Annotated in this window: 23 protein-coding genes; 14 read left to right on the top strand and 9 right to left on the bottom strand. The window is 70.0% G+C overall.

Going from position 1 to position 15,066, the window contains the following annotated elements; translation table 11 throughout:
* Positions 1–4: 4 nt before the first annotated feature.
* The 9 genes from BRM3_RS08870 (at position 5) to BRM3_RS08830 (ending at position 4,708) form a co-directional block, all read left to right on the top strand.
* On the top strand, positions 5–322 hold the full coding sequence (locus tag BRM3_RS08870) for a hypothetical protein (protein WP_263592970.1): 318 nt from the start codon (positions 5–7) through the stop codon (positions 320–322).
* Positions 323–388: 66 nt separating this feature from the next.
* A complete protein-coding gene (locus tag BRM3_RS08865) occupies positions 389–556 on the top strand; it encodes a hypothetical protein (RefSeq protein WP_263592969.1) in 168 nt (55 codons plus the stop codon).
* Positions 556–1,653, top strand: a complete 1,098-nt coding sequence (locus BRM3_RS08860) for a peptidoglycan-binding domain-containing protein (RefSeq protein ID WP_263592968.1) — start codon at positions 556–558, stop codon at positions 1,651–1,653. Before BRM3_RS08865 ends, BRM3_RS08860 begins: the two co-directional genes overlap by 1 nt.
* Positions 1,654–1,873: 220 nt before the next feature.
* Positions 1,874–2,137: a hypothetical protein gene (locus BRM3_RS08855; RefSeq protein ID WP_263592967.1), complete on the top strand. Its 264-nt coding sequence runs from the start codon at positions 1,874–1,876 to the stop codon at positions 2,135–2,137.
* The gene (locus tag BRM3_RS08850; RefSeq protein ID WP_263592966.1) at positions 2,137–2,436 is read left to right on the top strand and encodes a hypothetical protein; all 300 of its coding nucleotides are present in this window, start codon (positions 2,137–2,139) and stop codon (positions 2,434–2,436) included. The genes BRM3_RS08855 and BRM3_RS08850 overlap by 1 nt, the downstream gene beginning before the upstream one ends.
* The gene (locus BRM3_RS08845) at positions 2,433–2,714 is read left to right on the top strand and encodes a hypothetical protein (protein ID WP_263592965.1); all 282 of its coding nucleotides are present in this window, start codon (positions 2,433–2,435) and stop codon (positions 2,712–2,714) included. The genes BRM3_RS08850 and BRM3_RS08845 overlap by 4 nt, the downstream gene beginning before the upstream one ends.
* Positions 2,711–3,094, top strand: coding sequence for a hypothetical protein (locus BRM3_RS08840; protein ID WP_263592964.1), 384 nt, complete (start codon positions 2,711–2,713; stop codon positions 3,092–3,094). Before BRM3_RS08845 ends, BRM3_RS08840 begins: the two co-directional genes overlap by 4 nt.
* A 556-nt stretch (positions 3,095–3,650) precedes the next feature.
* Positions 3,651–4,262 carry a hypothetical protein gene (locus BRM3_RS08835; protein WP_263592963.1) on the top strand — a complete coding sequence of 204 codons (612 nt, stop codon included), beginning with the start codon at positions 3,651–3,653 and terminating at the stop codon, positions 4,260–4,262.
* Entirely contained in the window at positions 4,259–4,708 is a 450-nt protein-coding gene (locus tag BRM3_RS08830) for a hypothetical protein (RefSeq protein ID WP_263592962.1), read from the top strand. The genes BRM3_RS08835 and BRM3_RS08830 overlap by 4 nt, the downstream gene beginning before the upstream one ends.
* An 82-nt stretch (positions 4,709–4,790) precedes the next feature.
* On the opposite strand, the gene BRM3_RS08825 is transcribed toward BRM3_RS08830, so the two are convergent.
* From BRM3_RS08825 to BRM3_RS08785, 9 genes are all read right to left on the bottom strand, one after another.
* Positions 4,791–5,504, bottom strand: coding sequence for an SOS response-associated peptidase (locus BRM3_RS08825; protein ID WP_263592961.1), 714 nt, complete (start codon positions 5,502–5,504; stop codon positions 4,791–4,793).
* 40 nt (positions 5,505–5,544) lie between these two features.
* Complete coding sequence (locus BRM3_RS08820) at positions 5,545–6,060, bottom strand: MucR family transcriptional regulator (protein ID WP_263592960.1); 516 nt, start codon at positions 6,058–6,060, stop codon at positions 5,545–5,547.
* A gap of 16 nt (positions 6,061–6,076) precedes the next feature.
* Positions 6,077–6,517 carry an Aca2/YdiL-like domain-containing protein gene (locus tag BRM3_RS08815; protein WP_263592959.1) on the bottom strand — a complete coding sequence of 147 codons (441 nt, stop codon included), beginning with the start codon at positions 6,515–6,517 and terminating at the stop codon, positions 6,077–6,079.
* 62 nt (positions 6,518–6,579) lie between these two features.
* Complete coding sequence (locus BRM3_RS08810) at positions 6,580–6,786, bottom strand: hypothetical protein (RefSeq protein ID WP_263592958.1); 207 nt, start codon at positions 6,784–6,786, stop codon at positions 6,580–6,582.
* 116 nt (positions 6,787–6,902) lie between these two features.
* A complete protein-coding gene (locus BRM3_RS08805; RefSeq protein WP_263592957.1) occupies positions 6,903–7,301 on the bottom strand; it encodes a hypothetical protein in 399 nt (132 codons plus the stop codon).
* A gap of 40 nt (positions 7,302–7,341) precedes the next feature.
* Positions 7,342–7,509: a hypothetical protein gene (locus BRM3_RS08800; RefSeq protein ID WP_263592956.1), complete on the bottom strand. Its 168-nt coding sequence runs from the start codon at positions 7,507–7,509 to the stop codon at positions 7,342–7,344.
* Between the two features lie 52 nt (positions 7,510–7,561).
* Complete coding sequence (locus tag BRM3_RS08795) at positions 7,562–8,509, bottom strand: type II secretion system F family protein (protein ID WP_263592955.1); 948 nt, start codon at positions 8,507–8,509, stop codon at positions 7,562–7,564.
* Complete coding sequence (locus BRM3_RS08790) at positions 8,506–9,384, bottom strand: type II secretion system F family protein (protein WP_263592954.1); 879 nt, start codon at positions 9,382–9,384, stop codon at positions 8,506–8,508. The genes BRM3_RS08795 and BRM3_RS08790 overlap by 4 nt, the downstream gene beginning before the upstream one ends.
* A complete protein-coding gene (locus BRM3_RS08785) occupies positions 9,381–10,604 on the bottom strand; it encodes a CpaF family protein (RefSeq protein ID WP_263592953.1) in 1,224 nt (407 codons plus the stop codon). Before BRM3_RS08785 ends, BRM3_RS08790 begins: the two co-directional genes overlap by 4 nt.
* Before the next feature lie 457 nt (positions 10,605–11,061).
* Between BRM3_RS08785 and BRM3_RS08780 the strand changes: the two genes are divergently transcribed.
* From BRM3_RS08780 to BRM3_RS08760, 5 genes are all read left to right on the top strand, one after another.
* On the top strand, positions 11,062–11,913 hold the full coding sequence (locus BRM3_RS08780) for a hypothetical protein (RefSeq protein ID WP_263592952.1): 852 nt from the start codon (positions 11,062–11,064) through the stop codon (positions 11,911–11,913).
* Positions 11,910–12,341, top strand: a complete 432-nt coding sequence (locus BRM3_RS08775; protein WP_263592951.1) for a phage holin family protein — start codon at positions 11,910–11,912, stop codon at positions 12,339–12,341. Before BRM3_RS08780 ends, BRM3_RS08775 begins: the two co-directional genes overlap by 4 nt.
* Positions 12,338–12,949 (top strand): DUF3618 domain-containing protein, encoded by a 612-nt coding sequence (locus BRM3_RS08770; protein WP_263592950.1) that lies wholly within the window; start codon positions 12,338–12,340, stop codon positions 12,947–12,949. The genes BRM3_RS08775 and BRM3_RS08770 overlap by 4 nt, the downstream gene beginning before the upstream one ends.
* A gap of 134 nt (positions 12,950–13,083) precedes the next feature.
* The gene (locus tag BRM3_RS08765) at positions 13,084–14,271 is read left to right on the top strand and encodes a YihY/virulence factor BrkB family protein (protein ID WP_263592949.1); all 1,188 of its coding nucleotides are present in this window, start codon (positions 13,084–13,086) and stop codon (positions 14,269–14,271) included.
* A gap of 3 nt (positions 14,272–14,274) precedes the next feature.
* Positions 14,275–15,036: an SOS response-associated peptidase gene (locus tag BRM3_RS08760; protein ID WP_263592948.1), complete on the top strand. Its 762-nt coding sequence runs from the start codon at positions 14,275–14,277 to the stop codon at positions 15,034–15,036.
* The last annotated feature ends 30 nt before the right edge of the window (positions 15,037–15,066 follow it).

Genomic DNA, 15,066 nt, shown 5'->3' with positions numbered 1-15,066 from the left:
TCTCATGACCCTCATCGGTGTCTCTCGAACCACCCAGAACGCGACGATGCGGGCCCGCACCGAGGCCGCGATCCGTCAGGCCGCCTCGGCGAAGGCTCAGGAGGAGGGGCCGTCCGGCCGCCTGGCCGCGCAGGCCCTGATCGACCCCTCGTCCGTGGTCGCGCACTTCCTCGCACACGTCGCGACAAACCCCACGGTCGCGGATGCCACGTGCTCCGACTGCGGGCACGCCGCCGTCGACGACGGAGCGATCACGTACGTCGTCGCCGAGGCATGGACGACGGTCGCCGACGCGCTCTACCCGCCCGCACCCACCGCCTGACCCATCCACCCATCAAGGCCCCGCCCACACGGTCGGGGCCTTTCGCATGCCCTGAGGAGGCACCCCGTGACCACCAATCCCGATGACCTGCCCGTCGACCCGGACCTCTCGCCCGAGGAACTGAACATCGACCCGGCCGAGATCCCCGCCGACCCGGTCGAGGTCGGAGACGACGACATCGACCTGACCGAGGCCCCCGACCTCGGCACCGACAACGACGGGGAGGTCGCCTGATGAAGACCTACGCCGACGGCCGCGCGCTTTACCTCGACTTCAACCGTGCCCAGCTCAAGCAGGGGCCGTGGGAGGTCCCGCCCGGCTCGAACCGCAACTGGTACTCCAAGCGCTGCGGCCGCGGCCCCGAGCCGTGGTGCGTCGACGCCCACGCGGCAGGCATGATCGAGACCGGCCAGGCCGGCGGCACCCTCGACACAGCCTCGACCGGCGTCCTCCGCAACTACTCCCGCGAGGTCGGCCGGTACCGCGGGCCCCGCTCGGCGACGCTCGGCGCTGCCGGGATCGTCCTGCACAACGGCGCGACCGCCCACACCGACGCATGCGTGCTCATCGTGTCCTCGTCCAACCCGGCGCTCGCCGGCGGCAACACCTCCAACCGGGGCGGCTCGACGGCGGACGGTGGTGGCTACTACTCCAACCGCCGCGGCTACATGATCGGCGGCGGCTCGTGGCGGCTGGATGGCTTCCACGTGCCGTTCTTCGGGATCTCCGCCGACGACGCGCTCCAGATCAACAAGGCCCTCGGCGTGGGCTCGGTGCGGTACATCACCGCCAAGACCGTCGCCCGCACCAAGGACTTCCAGCGATCGCAGGGCCTGGTCGTCGACGGCTTCCCCGGCGTGACGACGTTCGCGCGGCTCGTAGGCTCCGAGGTCAACGAGGTCGTCGAGGAGATCAACACCGCGATCCCCCTGGCCGTCGATGGCCGGTACGGCGTCGCGACGCACACGAAGGTGCAGATCCGGCAAGGTCGCCCGCAGGACGGTCGTCTCGGGCTCGGCGACCTCCACGCGCTCTACGCGTACTTCGATCTGCCGGTGGATGACGAGATCTCCGACCAGGTGCGCACCGCCGCCCAGATCGGCAACGCGATCGTCCCGAAGGTCTGGGATCACGACCCCGACCACAAGGGGAACGCGTCGAAGCTCGTGCGGTGCCTCGAGGCGTACGTGGGCGTGACCGTGGACCGCGGCATCTGGGGGCCTGAGCTGTCCCGCGGCATCCAGCGGTTCATCAACACGTTCGACGCCGGCTTTACCGCCGCCGACCGGGGCATCGCCCTGGCCCGCAAGCACGCCGCGGGAATCCAGTGACCGAGCGCGGGGCCGGTGAGGCCCGGCACCGGCCCCGCGCCACACCCGGGGAGGTGACTCCATGACGAGACCACCAGTGTCGAGGGGGAGGACCAGCACGGCCCGCCGTTGGATGGTGCTGCTGCTCGGTATCGGCGCGATCTGGCGGGGCTGGGCGTACGGCGCAGCCCACGGTGCTGACGGACCCAACCCTCGCGGCGGCGTTCTCGAAACATTCGACGTGTCGCAGGCGCTACTCGGCGTCGCATGGATCCTCGTGGGCCTCCTGTGCGTGTGGTCCGCGATCATCGCCCGGTGGCTGTGGGCCATCGCCGCAGTCGGCGGCATGTGGGTGATCTGGGGCCTCGGGTACGCGTGGGCGTGGGCGATGGGCAGTGGTACCGGGTCGGACTGGATCTCCACCGGCACCTACCTCCTGACCGGCCTGGCCCTGTGGACCGTCACCCGCCAGCCCGACCTGCCCGTGCACCGTGAGGAGGACTGATGGAGTGGTCGTCCCTGATCGGCCCCGGCGCTGTGGTTGCGTTCATCGGGCTCATCGGATCGGTGTACGTGGCCCGGTCGGGGAGGACGGCGTCTCTGCCGGAGCACATGTCCCGCGAGCTGGACCGCCTGAAAAGGGATCGGGACTCCCAGCAGCGTCGACTACGGCACGTCGAGGCATACCTCGAGATCCTGTCTGACCACGTGAACCTGCTCGAGGCGCACATCTGGCAGCAGAAGCCGCCACCGCCGCCCCCTCGACCCACGTTCAAGCCCCTGCCCAGCGAGGAGGACGAATGATCGACCCGTTCGACGCGATCCGTGTGCTCAACATCGCGCTGGCCGTCTACGTGCTCATCCAGGCGGCCCGCGCCATCGACTGGTGGAAGACCCAGCCGACACAGACGAGGTTCCTGCTGATGGGGATGCTCGCGATGGTCGCCGCCACCGGGTGGGCGTTCGCCGAGGGCATCGTCCTGGACCTCCCCCGCGGCCCGCGCGTCCTGATCTACACGCCGGCGCTCGCCTGGTGCGCCATCGGCATCACCCTCACCCATCACCGAAAGGCACGACCATGACCACCGCCCACACCCACCGCGCCGACACCGGCGTCGCCACCCAGGTCGCCCACCCGTGGCGGGCAGTCCTCCGCACCGTCCTGTGGGCCGTCGTCGCGTTCGCCGGCATGGCACCGCTGATCTACCAGGCTGCAGCCGGCGAGGACCCCGCGCTCGCCGTCGGCTGGGTCGGCACCGCCCTCCTGGTGCTCGGTGCCATCCAGCGGGTCATGGCTCTCCCGGTCGTCGACGCGTGGCTCCGCCTCTACCTGCCGTGGCTGGCTGCTCTGCCCGCCCAGGAGGAGCGGCCCAAGGACGATCACCCCGTGAGCACACCGGCCCCGCTGACCGACGCGGACGTCCGCGCGACCCATGCGTCAGTCGATGATGAGCCGGCCTGACTGGGACCAGCCCGACGGCCACTTCGAGTGCCCCGAGTGCGGGGCGGTCTGGTCGTCGATCACCGCGAGGGACATGTGCGCCCTCTCCGACAGTGACGAGTCCCGCGAGCTGACCGCCCGCCGCCGCGCACGCACCGCATGAAGAAGTGCCCCCGCCTGGACCTCACGGTCTGGGTGGGGGCACTTCCTGCATTTGCGCCCCGCTCCCCCACGCGAGGTCATCGCGTACACTGCCTTCGGATCGGCGATCGGAGGACCATGGGGGGCTTGCCGCAGGACCCGGACGCCAAGAAGTGCGTCAGGGTTCTCTGCCGCGAGTTCGGATGGAACTACTCGGAGGCCGGTCCGCGTGCGCACCCAGCCGGGTTCCTGCACTGCACGGACGATGAGGTCCCTTGCAAGATCACCGTCTACGCCACCGGCCGGAACACCGCGCGCGCCATCTGGAAGCAGTCACGCAAGTGCGCACACGGGTGCGCGCCCAGCAGAGCTCAGTGGTAGTCCCCACGTTGGCAAGCGCCAACACGTGTGCGAAGATCGGAGAGTGGAGGCAACGATGACCGCATACGAAGTCAACCTCATCTTGCACGGGGTCAGCTTGGACGACGAGCGTCAGATGAAAGCACTCGAAGAGCTGCCGTACGTGGCGCTCCCTGCGTCAATCCATGGAGCGATCGAACTTGAAGTCGAGATCGAGGCGGGCTCAGCCATTGACGCCTGGGCTCGAATCAACGCAGACGTGAACGCGATCGGCGGGCACATCGCTCGCATTGGCCTCGATCTGGTTAGCACGAGCGACATAGCGGAAAGGCTTGGAGCCAGCCGCGAGTCGGTACGTCTCTGGTCAGCTGGAAAACGCCGCGACCACTTCCCTGCCCCCTTTGATCGGATCTCGGCCTCGCCGATTTGGCGCTGGGTAGAAGTGTACGAATGGGCAAGCAAGAACGGTGTGTGCCTGGCGGAAGAATTGCCCCACCCTCTCCCTGCAGACATGGTGGATGCCCTCAACGGCGCATTAGCCCGATGGCGTTATGCGAAGCGAAACGAAGGGTGGTCTCGTGGGGCCACGCGAGGCCGCGTGATTCCCATAGAGCACGGCCGCAGAAATTCACTTCGCGTGCGGTATCAAGCTCAGTCGTGGGTCGAGAAGTCGGTGGCGCACGCATGAGCGACCCTGCCAAGACAATTCACTTTGAGTCGGCAGTACAAATGCTCGACGCCGGAGCAAACCTCGAGTCAGTGAATTTCTACGAGCTCTCTGCCGTGATAAACGAGGACTGGTCAAGCGAGTCGGAGTTGCCGACGGATGCAGAGCCAGAGTTTTATTTGAAGCACATAGTCAGCGACCGCGAATTTAGTGCCCGACTGCGCACCAGAATGGATATGGGAATAGGCGTCGTAATCGTGGACGCCTCCGCGACCTACACCTTCACGGAAAATATTGCAGTATCGAAGGGGGCCGCGGAGGAATTTGTGAATCGCGTCGCCGTCATGGCGTTGCTTCCATACATTCGACAGGCCGTCGCAGATTTGACTCAGCGCGTGTTCGGGGACCCCTTCGTAATCCCCATCCTACACGCCGGAGAATTGGTATTCGAGATCACCGAGAGTTGATCCCACGGGGTCGCTCTAGCGTGAAAAAAGGGTGGTGCCCCAGGGAAGGTGGAGTCCGGTCACCTAGCTCAGGCAACTAACATCACCCGAACTCGACCGGCCTAATCAGCGACGCGTCTGACCGGTCCGCGGCCCGCGTGCTGTTGACCTTCCGGTCGACGGGGTGGGTGACGAGGTCACGCGCGATCGTCTCGGATGCCGCGCCGAGCTCGGAGTGCAGGTGCTCGCGTTCGACCTGCTCGAGCTTCCCGGGGGCGAGCCAGTCGGCGAGCAAGTCGTCGGGGAGGTAGGCGGGCATCCGGTCGTGGACCTGGCCGGCGGCGTCGCGCGCCTCCCGGGTGATGATCGTGAACGTCACCGCCCAGCCCTCACCCTCCCTGCGCGCGGCGGCGAGACCGGCCGCGTGCAGGAGACCGCCCTCGCGGGGGTGCACGTAGTACGGCTGCTTCCCTGTCTCGGTCTCGACCCACTCGTAGTAGCCGCTCATCGGCACGACGACCCTCTGGGACGCGAACGCGCTGCGGAACATGCCGTTGCTCGTCACGCCCTCGTAGCGCGCGTTGATCGGCCTCGGTCCCTTGTCCTTCGCCCATGACGGTTGCAGGCCCCACCGTGCGGGCTCGACCATCCTGACGGTCTGCCCGTCGTCGTCGACGTGCTCGCGGATCACCGGGGCCATGGTGGACGGGGCGATCGAGTATGTGGGCGTCCAGTCCCTGCCGTCACCTCCCTTGGTGGCGACGTACGCATGCAGGAGCCCTGCCTCGTCGATCTCGAGCACGAATCTCCCGCACATGAGCTGCCTCCCCCGTCGTGGTGGGGTTGAGCGTAGTCCGTCAGGTGCGCGGGTGGCGTCGCAGCCGCTGGGCGACGGTGGCCTGGGATCGGCCGCAGGCGTCCGCGAGGGCGCGCACGGCGTAGCCCTGGGCGATGATCCCGTGTGCTGAGCTGGTCCATGCGAGGAGGTCCTCCCACGGCGGCATCCCTCGGACCAGTGCGTCGGGGACGGGGACGCGGGTGGATGCGCCGCGGTCGACGGCCTTGCGGACGACCTCGGGCCTCCACGACTGCCGACCCCGGTGCGCCGCCAGGGCATCGGGGTCGCGGACGGTTGCGAGTCGGGCGAGCACCTCGGGGCGGGAGGCACGCTCCCGCATGTCGGCCGCGACGGAGGACGCGACGAGACTGGTCGACATGCCGAGGCCGTGGCGCTCGCGGTACTCGGCGGCCGTGAGGTCGTGGGCTGCGCGGGCGTGGGTCGCGAGGTGGAGGTAGCCGCGGCCGCACTCGTGGCAGATCAGTCGGCCGTCCCACTCGTCGAGGTAGCCGTGGCGCGGCTCGGGGGTCGTCATCGGTAGCGGCTCTGGGTCACGCCGTGGTGTCGAGCTCGGCGCGGGTGCCGATCTCGATGCCGGGGACCTCCTGCGCGGCGCGGGCGACGACGTGCCGCCACCAGCGGGCCGTGAGGTGTCTGGTGTCGGGGCGGGCATCGTGCAGCTCGGCGTCGGTGCGGTAGACGACCACGGCTGGGTCTCGCGCGATGTTGAGGGCGTCGACGAGTTCCCCGACCGCAGTTGCGGTGTCGGCCTCGATCCGTTCGATGTCCTCGCGGACGCCGTCGGGGATGCGGTACTTGCCGGACTCCCAGGCGCGGACGGTACGGGGGTCGACGCCGAGGATGCTCGCGAGGACGTCGCCGGTCAGGCCGAGCCAGTCGCGGATGGTCATCAGCTCGCCGCCGGTCATGCGGGGCTCGGCGACGTGCTGCTCGGCAGAGGAGCGGCTGTCGGGGGTGGGTGTGGTCTTCATGGATACCTCCATGGTCAGGGACGCCCCGGCTCCGCGATGGGGGCCGGGGCGCTGGTGGGTGGTCAGGCGTTCTCGTGCTTGGCGACGATCTCCCAGAAGGCGTCCGTGTCGACCTGCTGGGCGTAGCCCTGCTCGTAGTCGCCGAGGACCTCGTCAGCGATGGCGTCGACGTCGTAGTCGGCGACGGTGGACACGCCGGGGACCTCGAGGGCGGGGAGGATGAGCTGCTCGATCGCGTCCTGCTTGGTGGTGAAGGTCTGCTCGTTCATGATCGACTCCTAGTCGGTCCTGGTCTGGGGCTGTTCCCCTGACCTCGTGCCTCAAGACTAGCACCCTAAAATAGGGTGCGCAAGGGGTAGGGCTGATTGAGTCTTGGCCGCACGCGTCACCGCCAGGGCGCTTGCTCCCGTAGAACCCTCAACCAGCCCGGATCCTTCCGCGACCGCCCGCTCGCGACGCCGGCTCGCGTCCAGCTGACCCGCTCGACGATCCAGTCGCGCAGCCACGTGTCCAGCTCCTCGCCGCGGCCGCCCCACTCGTCGACCGTGAGCACCACCTCGTGGTCACCGAGGGTCACACGGATCGAGTACTCGGGCAGGGACTCGTCCCGGGTGCTCGGCATCGTCTCGATCGGCGTCACGCCCCGCAGCGTGAGCCGGTAGCCGATGGTCACGGTGCTCACGGTGGTCTGCATCGACTCGAACGCGAAGAACCGCTCGTATCCGGGAAGCGGCGCTGCCGGGCTCGTCGTTGGGTACGGCGTGGAGCGGGTCGGGTCGTCCATGGCCGGGAGTCTGGCACCGCCAGCTGACGTTCTCGCGCGGTCACTGGTCGCAGACGGGTCTCTCGGTGCTGTTCACGAGCGTGATCATCACCCAGCCGGGCACGTCGCCGCGATCGGAGGAGAGCACGCGGATCAGGGGGCGGGATCTCGCCAGATGTCGCCCCGCACGGATGGGGCGGCGCATCAGGGTGTCGCGGTGGATGGTCATGGTGTTCTCCTTCGGATGGGGATCGGGATGGGGTCGTGATGAGCAGCGCGCGTCACAGGGAGATGTCGAGGACGGCGATGCCGGGGAAGACCGCGAAGACGATGACGAGCGGGAGGATGAAGAAGACGACCGGGATCATCATGGCGATCTCGCGTCGCCCGGCGATCTCCATGAGGTCGCGCTTGGAGGCCTCGCGGGCGTCCTGCGCCTGGGCGCGCAGCACGTCGGCGAGTGGGGTGCCGCGCTCGATCGCCACGGCGACGCCCTCGCCGAAGCGGCCGAGCGCGTCGAGCGGCGTACGGTCGCCGAGGCCGATGAGGGCCTGGCTCACCGTCGCCCCTGCCCGGATCTCGGCGACGGTCGCCGCGAACTCCGCGGGCAGCGCGCCGCGGCTCGTGCGCGCGACGCGCTCCATCGCCGCGACGGGCCCTTCCCCCGCGGCGACGGCGAGGGCGAGCAGATCGGCGACGGTCGGGAACTCCCGGGCCATGCGCGCGCCGCGACGCGAGATCGCCGAGGACAGCAGATAGTCGCGGGCGACGACGCCGCCGACCACGCCCAGCACGATGAGTGCCAGGCCCAGCACGGGCGAGGCGCCGCGCATGGTGACCGCGGCCAGGGCGAGCACGAGCCCGATCACGCCGCCGCCGATGCCCCAGACCACCTGCTCGACCCGGAACCCCTCGACGCTCCCCCGGCGGCCGGCGAGCCGCAGGCGTCGCTCGAGCTGCGCCGCGTTGCCGGTGAGACGTTCGAGCAGGCCGATGGCCCGGTCGGCCAGAGGACCGGCGAGCACGCGCAGCACCGACGCGGCACCGGTCGTCGGTGCTCCCGGGGCGAGCAGGCTGCTGCGTGCCGTGCCCCGTCGCAGATAGGGGTCGATCCGGGCGGCGAGGTCGCGCCGACGCGTCCACGGGTTGTCGAGGATCAGCAGGACGAGGCCCAGGCCGAGCAGCAGCCCGAGGACGGCTCCGATGGCGAGGGGGTGGTCGAGGGTCATCGCAGCACCCGCTCGTCCTGGGGAAGACGCGCGATGCGCATCATCACCCGATAGGCGAGCAGCGAGACGGCGGCGCCCGCGACGATCAGGACGAGCCCGGCCGTCGAGTCGTAGGCCTCGGCCGCCGGCGGGCGCGTCGACATGAGCGCGAGCACGATCCACGGCGCCGCGAGGGCGAGCCGGGACGCGTTGACGGTCCACGACTGGCGCGCCTCGAGCTCGGCACGGGTGCGGGCGTCCTCCCGGAGGAAGGCCGAGAGGGTGCGGAGCAGGACGCCCAGATCGGTGCCGCCGACATCCCGCGTGATCCGCAGGGCCTCGATGATGCGGTCCCCCACCGGATCCGCGAGCCGTACCTTCAGACGGTCCAGACTGGCTCCGAAGTCGCCACTGGCCTGATAGTCGTGGGCGAAGTCGACGAACGGCGGACGCAGCTCCTCGGGCCCGGTGCGCCCCACCTGGACGAGCGCCTCCGGCAGCGACAAGCCGGCCCTGATCGCCGAGTTCACGTGGTCGACCACCTCGGGCCACACCTCCCGCAGCTGGACGCGCCGCCGGTAGGCGAGGGAGCGGATGAGCACGAGCGGCATGAGGGCGCTCGCGATGCCGAGGGCCAGCGCGATCACCGAGGCCGTCGAGAAGGAGTAGACCGCGGCGGCCACGACCAGGCCGAGCCCGATGCAGACGGCGGGCACCGCTCCCGGCGGCACGGTCGCCAGGCCGACCCGGGTCAGATCGTCGCGAAGCCGGTCCATCCAGCTGTCCACGACGGTGCGGCGGGACGATGACGATATGGACTCGGTCTGCCAGGCCGACACCCAGATCGCGAGGAGGCCGAGCCCGAGCAGGAGCCCGATGAGCGCCCCGGCTCTCATGCGGCGGCCCTCCCCAGCAGGGCGGCCACGTCGTGGCCGGCACGTTCGAACCGTTCGACGTGAGGCGGGAACCCGTCGCCGCGGACGAGGCGATCACCGCGCAGATGGAACAGGTCGGAGATCTCGACGACGCCCTCCTCGACCCGACCGGGCAGGCCCACGATCTCCCGCACGCGGCGCACTCCGGTGGCGAGGATGTCCAGGTGGACGACGATGTCGATGCAGGAGGCGACCGTCGGCACCACGAACTGGCTCGACACGTTCTCCCCGGCGAGCAGCGGCAGGGTGCACAGCTTGGTGACGGCGTCGCGCGCGGAGTTCGCGTGCAGCGAGGCCATGCCGGGCAGGCCGCTGTTGAGGGAGATGAGCATGTCGAGGCTCTCCGCCTCGCGTACCTCGCCGACGACGATGCGGCTCGGGCGCATGCGCAGTGACTCCCGCACGAGGCGCCGCATCGAGATCTCGCCCGTCCCTTCGAGATTGGGCTGGCGCGTCTGCATGCCGACGACGTCGCGCAGGCGCAGGTCGAGCTCGAAGACCTCCTCGATCGTGACGACGCGCTCGCGAGGGCCCACGGAGCTGGCGAGGCAGTTCAGGAACGTGGTCTTCCCGGCTCCCGTGGCGCCGCTCACGATCAGGTTGAGACCCGCCGCGACGGCGGCGTCGAGGAATGCGGCCGCATGCGCGGGCAGAGAGCCGAGTGCGACGAGGTCCTCGAGGGAGTGGGCGCGGGCGACGAACTTGCGGATGTTGACCGACCAGTGGCGCCGGGTGACGGAGGGGATGACGACGTGCAGGCGGCTCCCGTCCGGCAGGAGCGCGTCGACGAACGGGCTCGACAAGTCCAGTCGGCGTCCGGAGCTGACCAGCATCCGCTCGACGATGCTGCGCACCTGGTCGTCCGACAGCACGAGCGGGGTCAGCTCGCTGCGGCCATTGCGGGCCACGAAGACCTCGCTCGGCGAGTTGATCCACACCTCCTCGATGGCGGGGTCGTCCAGGAACTCCTGAAGCGGTCCGAAGCCGCCGATCCGAGCCGCGACCGAGGCCACGACGGACTCCTCGTCGCGCAGGGGAGGCACGGCGCCCTGCGCCGCGCGGTGTTCGTAGTCCTCGACCACGTCACGGATGAGCGGCTCGAGCTGGTCGGCCTGGGAGTCCAGACCGCGGCGGCGGATCAGCTCCCGGGCCTCGGCCTCGATGACGGACAGTGCGTCCACGCGCGGACCTCCCCCCGAGCTCCCCTCGCACATCACCCCCTGTGACGCACGTCTCGCATGGGGGTCACTCTAGACGGCCTCGGCGCCCTCTGCGCGGCCGGGTCCCTCGCTGTGGACAAGCGGGCTGGTCGACCACAGGGAGAGCGGGTCGACCCGCCGATACCTCGAGGCCGTCCGTGGGCTCGAGCGGTCGAGACTCCCGTCCATCTCGGAATGAGAGCCCCCACCACAATCACCATCGTCGTTCAACTCCGAGCGCCCCGCCGTCGCTCCTGCCGGGAGCGCCGAGTATCGTCGAACCACACGGATGTGACGTGGTGCACACCGCCGCGCCGCGATCACGTCGTCGACACCGGTGCCCATCGACCCGGACGGCATCACCGTGCCGCCCACGCACCACATCCCGCGCGGCGCCTCGCACCCGCGAGACCGCCCGCACTCTCGGAAGGAGACAGCCATGACTGATCCCTACCCCCCGTCCCGATACGGCTCCGGAATGCCCGGTGACGCCTCGGACACCGACCCTGCGGCCCCTGCCGTGCCCCCGCCACCGGGGCCCGTCGTCCCTCCGCCCCCGGCCCCGGTCGTCGGGAGCACCGACGAGCTGCCCCCCACGCCGGATCAGGGTGACGACAGCACCGCGGATCAGGCCAAGGACGCGGCGAAGGACGTCGCCGGGGACGCCCGCGAGGCCGGACGCTCCGTCGCCGAGACGGCCAAGGACGAGGCGGCCTCCGTGAAGGACGACACCGTCCGACAAGGGCGCAAGCTGCTCGACGAGACCACCTCGAGCCTCAACTCCCAGGCCTCCGACCAACTGAACCGCGCCGGTGGCGCCCTGCGGAGCCTGAGTGACGACCTCGGCCGCGTGGCACAGGGCCAGACGCCGGATCAGGGCCTGGTCACGGAGCTCGCCGGACAGATCAACGAGCGCACCGGAGCGGCCGCGCAGTGGCTCGAGAATCACGAGCCCGGTGACGTGCTCGAGGAGGTCAAGAGCTTCGCCCGACGCCGACCGCTCGCCTTCCTGGGCATCGCGGCGGGCCTCGGCCTGGTGGCAGGACGTCTCACGCGGAGCGTGGTCGACAATCGCACGCAGGACGACGGCCAGGGCGCCGCTGACCGAACGACCTCCGCGAATGCCCTGAACGCGCCCGCGGGTCCCCCGACGGACCGCTCCCCCGACGCCGCCTACGGCTACGGGGACGCCGCGGTGCCACCCGTGCCGCCGCGTCCTGACATCCCGGCGGTCGCCGACCAACCGGTCGCCTGGAACGAGATCCCCGATCCTCGAGGCGGCCGGCCGTGAGCACCGAGTACACGCCACCTGCGACCGAGGCTGAGCGGCGCGCCCAGGACGAGTCGCTGGGCACGCTCCTGTCACAGGTGAGCACCGACCTCTCGACGCTCATCCGCCAGGAGACCGCGCTGGCCAAGGCCGAGCTCAGGGAATCCGCCAAGAAGGCGGGGCGAGGAGCCGGACTGCTGGGCGGGGCGGGCGTCGCCGGGCACTTCGTCCTGCTGTTCCTGTCCATCGCGCTGTGGGCGGCGATCGGCGGCACCGCCGTCGGCTATGCGTGGTCGGCCGTGATCGTCGCCGTGCTGTGGGGCATCGTCGCCGCCGTCCTCGCGATCACCGGCAAGAAGAGCCTCGACCAGATCGAGGGGGTTCCCCAGACCACCGACTCCCTCAAGAAGATTCCGGAAGCCGTCACCCCATCGAAGGAAGCACGATGACACAGCAGAGCCCCGAAGAGATCCGCGCCGAGATCGAGCGCACCCGTCAGAACCTGTCGACGGACGTCGATGCCGTCACGGACAAGGTCAGCCCGTCGAACATCGCTCAGCGGCAGACGGACAAGGTCAAGGACAAGGTCAACACCGTCCGCGAGCGGATCATGGGCAGCGCCGACGACGCGGGCACCCGCGCGTCGGACGCCGCCTCGAGCGCGCGGGACACGGTGCAGTCGGTCGCGAACGACGCCTCGGCCACGGCCCAGCAGGTGCCCTCGAAGGTCAAGCGCGGCACCCAGGGCAATCCGTTGGCCGCCGGCCTGATCGCCCTCGGCGCCGGCATGCTGGTCGCCTCGCTGCTGCCCGTCAGCGATGCCGAGAAGCGAGCGGCCTCGCGCGTCGAGGAAAAGGCCGAGCCGGTCCTGGACGAGGCGAAGCAGCAGGTGCGTGCCGTCGCCGAGGACCTCAAGGAGCCGGCGCAGGAGGCGGCGTCCACCATCAAGGACTCGGCCGTCGAGAGCGCCCAGAACGTCAAGAGCGAGGGGCAGTCCCAGACGGAGGACGTCGTCGATTCCGCCAAGGGAGCGGCGGACGACGTGCGCTCGAGCTGACCGCGCACGCGTTCACGGCGAACGCCGGGCCGGCTGCTCCGGCCGGGCGTTCGCCGTATCGGGGCGTCGGCCCCGCGGACGTGGGACGATGTCCCCGATCTTCCCCGCACTTGCATCTCAGACAGGAGGCCGCGATGCCCCGCACAGCGACGAAGGACGATGCCGCGAACGACCCCAAGCTCACGGGCAGCGGATGGAAGTACATGGCCAAGCGGGTGCTGAGCGAGTTCTCGCGCGATCAGGGCACCGACCAGGCCGCCAAGCTCACGTACTTCCTCGTGCTGTCCCTCGCGCCGACGCTGCTGGCGGTCTTCTCCCTCGCCACCCTGCTGCTGTCGGGCATCCAGGACCAGATCTCCGGCGTCCTCAAGGACGGGATCGCGCGCTCCGGCCTCGGACAGTCGATGGACGACCCCCAGGCGTTGAACACACTCGTCGACGCCACGCTCGACAAGCTCATGGGCTCGGCGACCGGCGGCACGATCGCCCTCATCATCGGCATCGCGACCGCCCTGTGGTCGGCCTCGGCCTACGTCAAGGCCTTCTCGCGTGTGTCCAACCAGATCTACGACATCCCCGAGGGCCGCAACGCGATCAAGCTCAACGGCTCGATGCTCGGCGTGACCCTCGGCTTCATCGTCGGGATCCTCCTCATCATGGTCTCGCTCCTGCTCAACCGCACCCTGGTCGACTCGGTCGCCGGCCCCATCGCGAGCCGGGTGGGCGCCACCGGGGCCCTCGACTTCCTCTCCGACACGTTCCTGCCGGTGTGGACATGGGTCAAGTGGCCCGTCATCGTGATCCTGCTGATCCTCGTGATCTCCCTCGTCTACTGGGCCGCGCCGAACGTCAAGAAGCCCTTCCGCCTCATCTCCCCCGGGGGCGTCTTCGCCGTGGTCGGCATCGCGGTCGCGGCCGTCGTCCTCTCGATCTACCTGTCCACCTTCGCCAGCTACTCGAGCTACGGCGCGATCGGCGGCCTCATGGCCATCCTGTTCGCCCTGTGGGTCATGAACATCGTGGTGGTCATGGGCGCCGAGGTCGACGCGGAGTTCGAGCGCGCCAAGGAGCTCACCGCCGGCAAGCCCGCCGAGGACTCCCTCGTCCTGCCGCTGCGCGGCGAGAAGGGCGCCGAGAAGAAGGAGCAGAAGTACGAGGAGGTCGTCGACGCGGGCCGCGACCTGCGCCTGGAGAACCTCCACCGCGACTCCGAGGCGTACACGGGCGATGACTCCCGTCTGACCGGCTCGGTCGGCCGCGAGCGGGGCGGCTCGCATCCCACGCGCTCCGACGCCACCTCCCCCGAGTCCCGCGACGACTGAGCCGTGTGCGGACGCTTCGCGTTCTACCAGGAGATCGAGCCGCTCGTCGACGACCTCGACACCGTCGACCTCGCCGACCCCACGATCCGGCCGCGCTGGAACATCCCGCCGACCACACCGATCTATGTGGTCACCGAGTCGATCGACCGGACCTCGGGTGCGGCGCTGCGTGCCCTCCGGGTGGCCCGCTGGGGACTGCTGCCCTCCTTCGCGACCGACGAGTCGGCCTCCGCGCGCACCTTCAACGCCCGGCGCGAGACCCTGCGCTCCAAGCCCTCCTTCCGCGGCTCCCTGTCCCGGTACCGGGCGATCGTGCCGATGGACGGCTACTACGAGTGGCGCCGCACCGCCGGCTCGACGACCAGGCAGCCCTACTACGTGGCAGCGGCCGACGGCTCGACCCTCTACATGGCGGCGCTCGTCTCCTGGTGGAAGGGCCACGGACACCACGCGGGCCCCGCGGCGAGCGAGGACGGCCGCTGGCTGCTGACCGCGACCGTCATCACGCGCGCGTCGAGCCACGAGGTCCTCGCCGACCTCCACGGCCGCACGCCCGTGATGCTCCGTCGCGATCAGGTGGACGCGTGGCTGTCACCCCAGATGGACGACGCGGCCGAGGCCCAGGCCTGGATCCTCGACGACGCCCATCTGCTCCCGGACACCGACCTCGCGCTGCGACCCGTCGGCCCGGAGGTGGGCAGCGTGCGCCACGACGCGCCCGGGCTGCTCGAGGCGACGGGCCCGAGCATTCTCGTCGCCGACTGACCCGCCCCGTCCGCACGCGGCCGCCGGGGT

The sequence above is a fragment of the Brachybacterium huguangmaarense genome, from assembly GCF_025725725.1.
Classification (GTDB): Bacteria; Actinomycetota; Actinomycetes; order Actinomycetales; family Dermabacteraceae; genus Brachybacterium; species Brachybacterium huguangmaarense.
The sequence above is the reverse complement of the archived record's forward strand: the minus strand, read 5'-3'. Positions and strand labels throughout refer to the sequence as shown.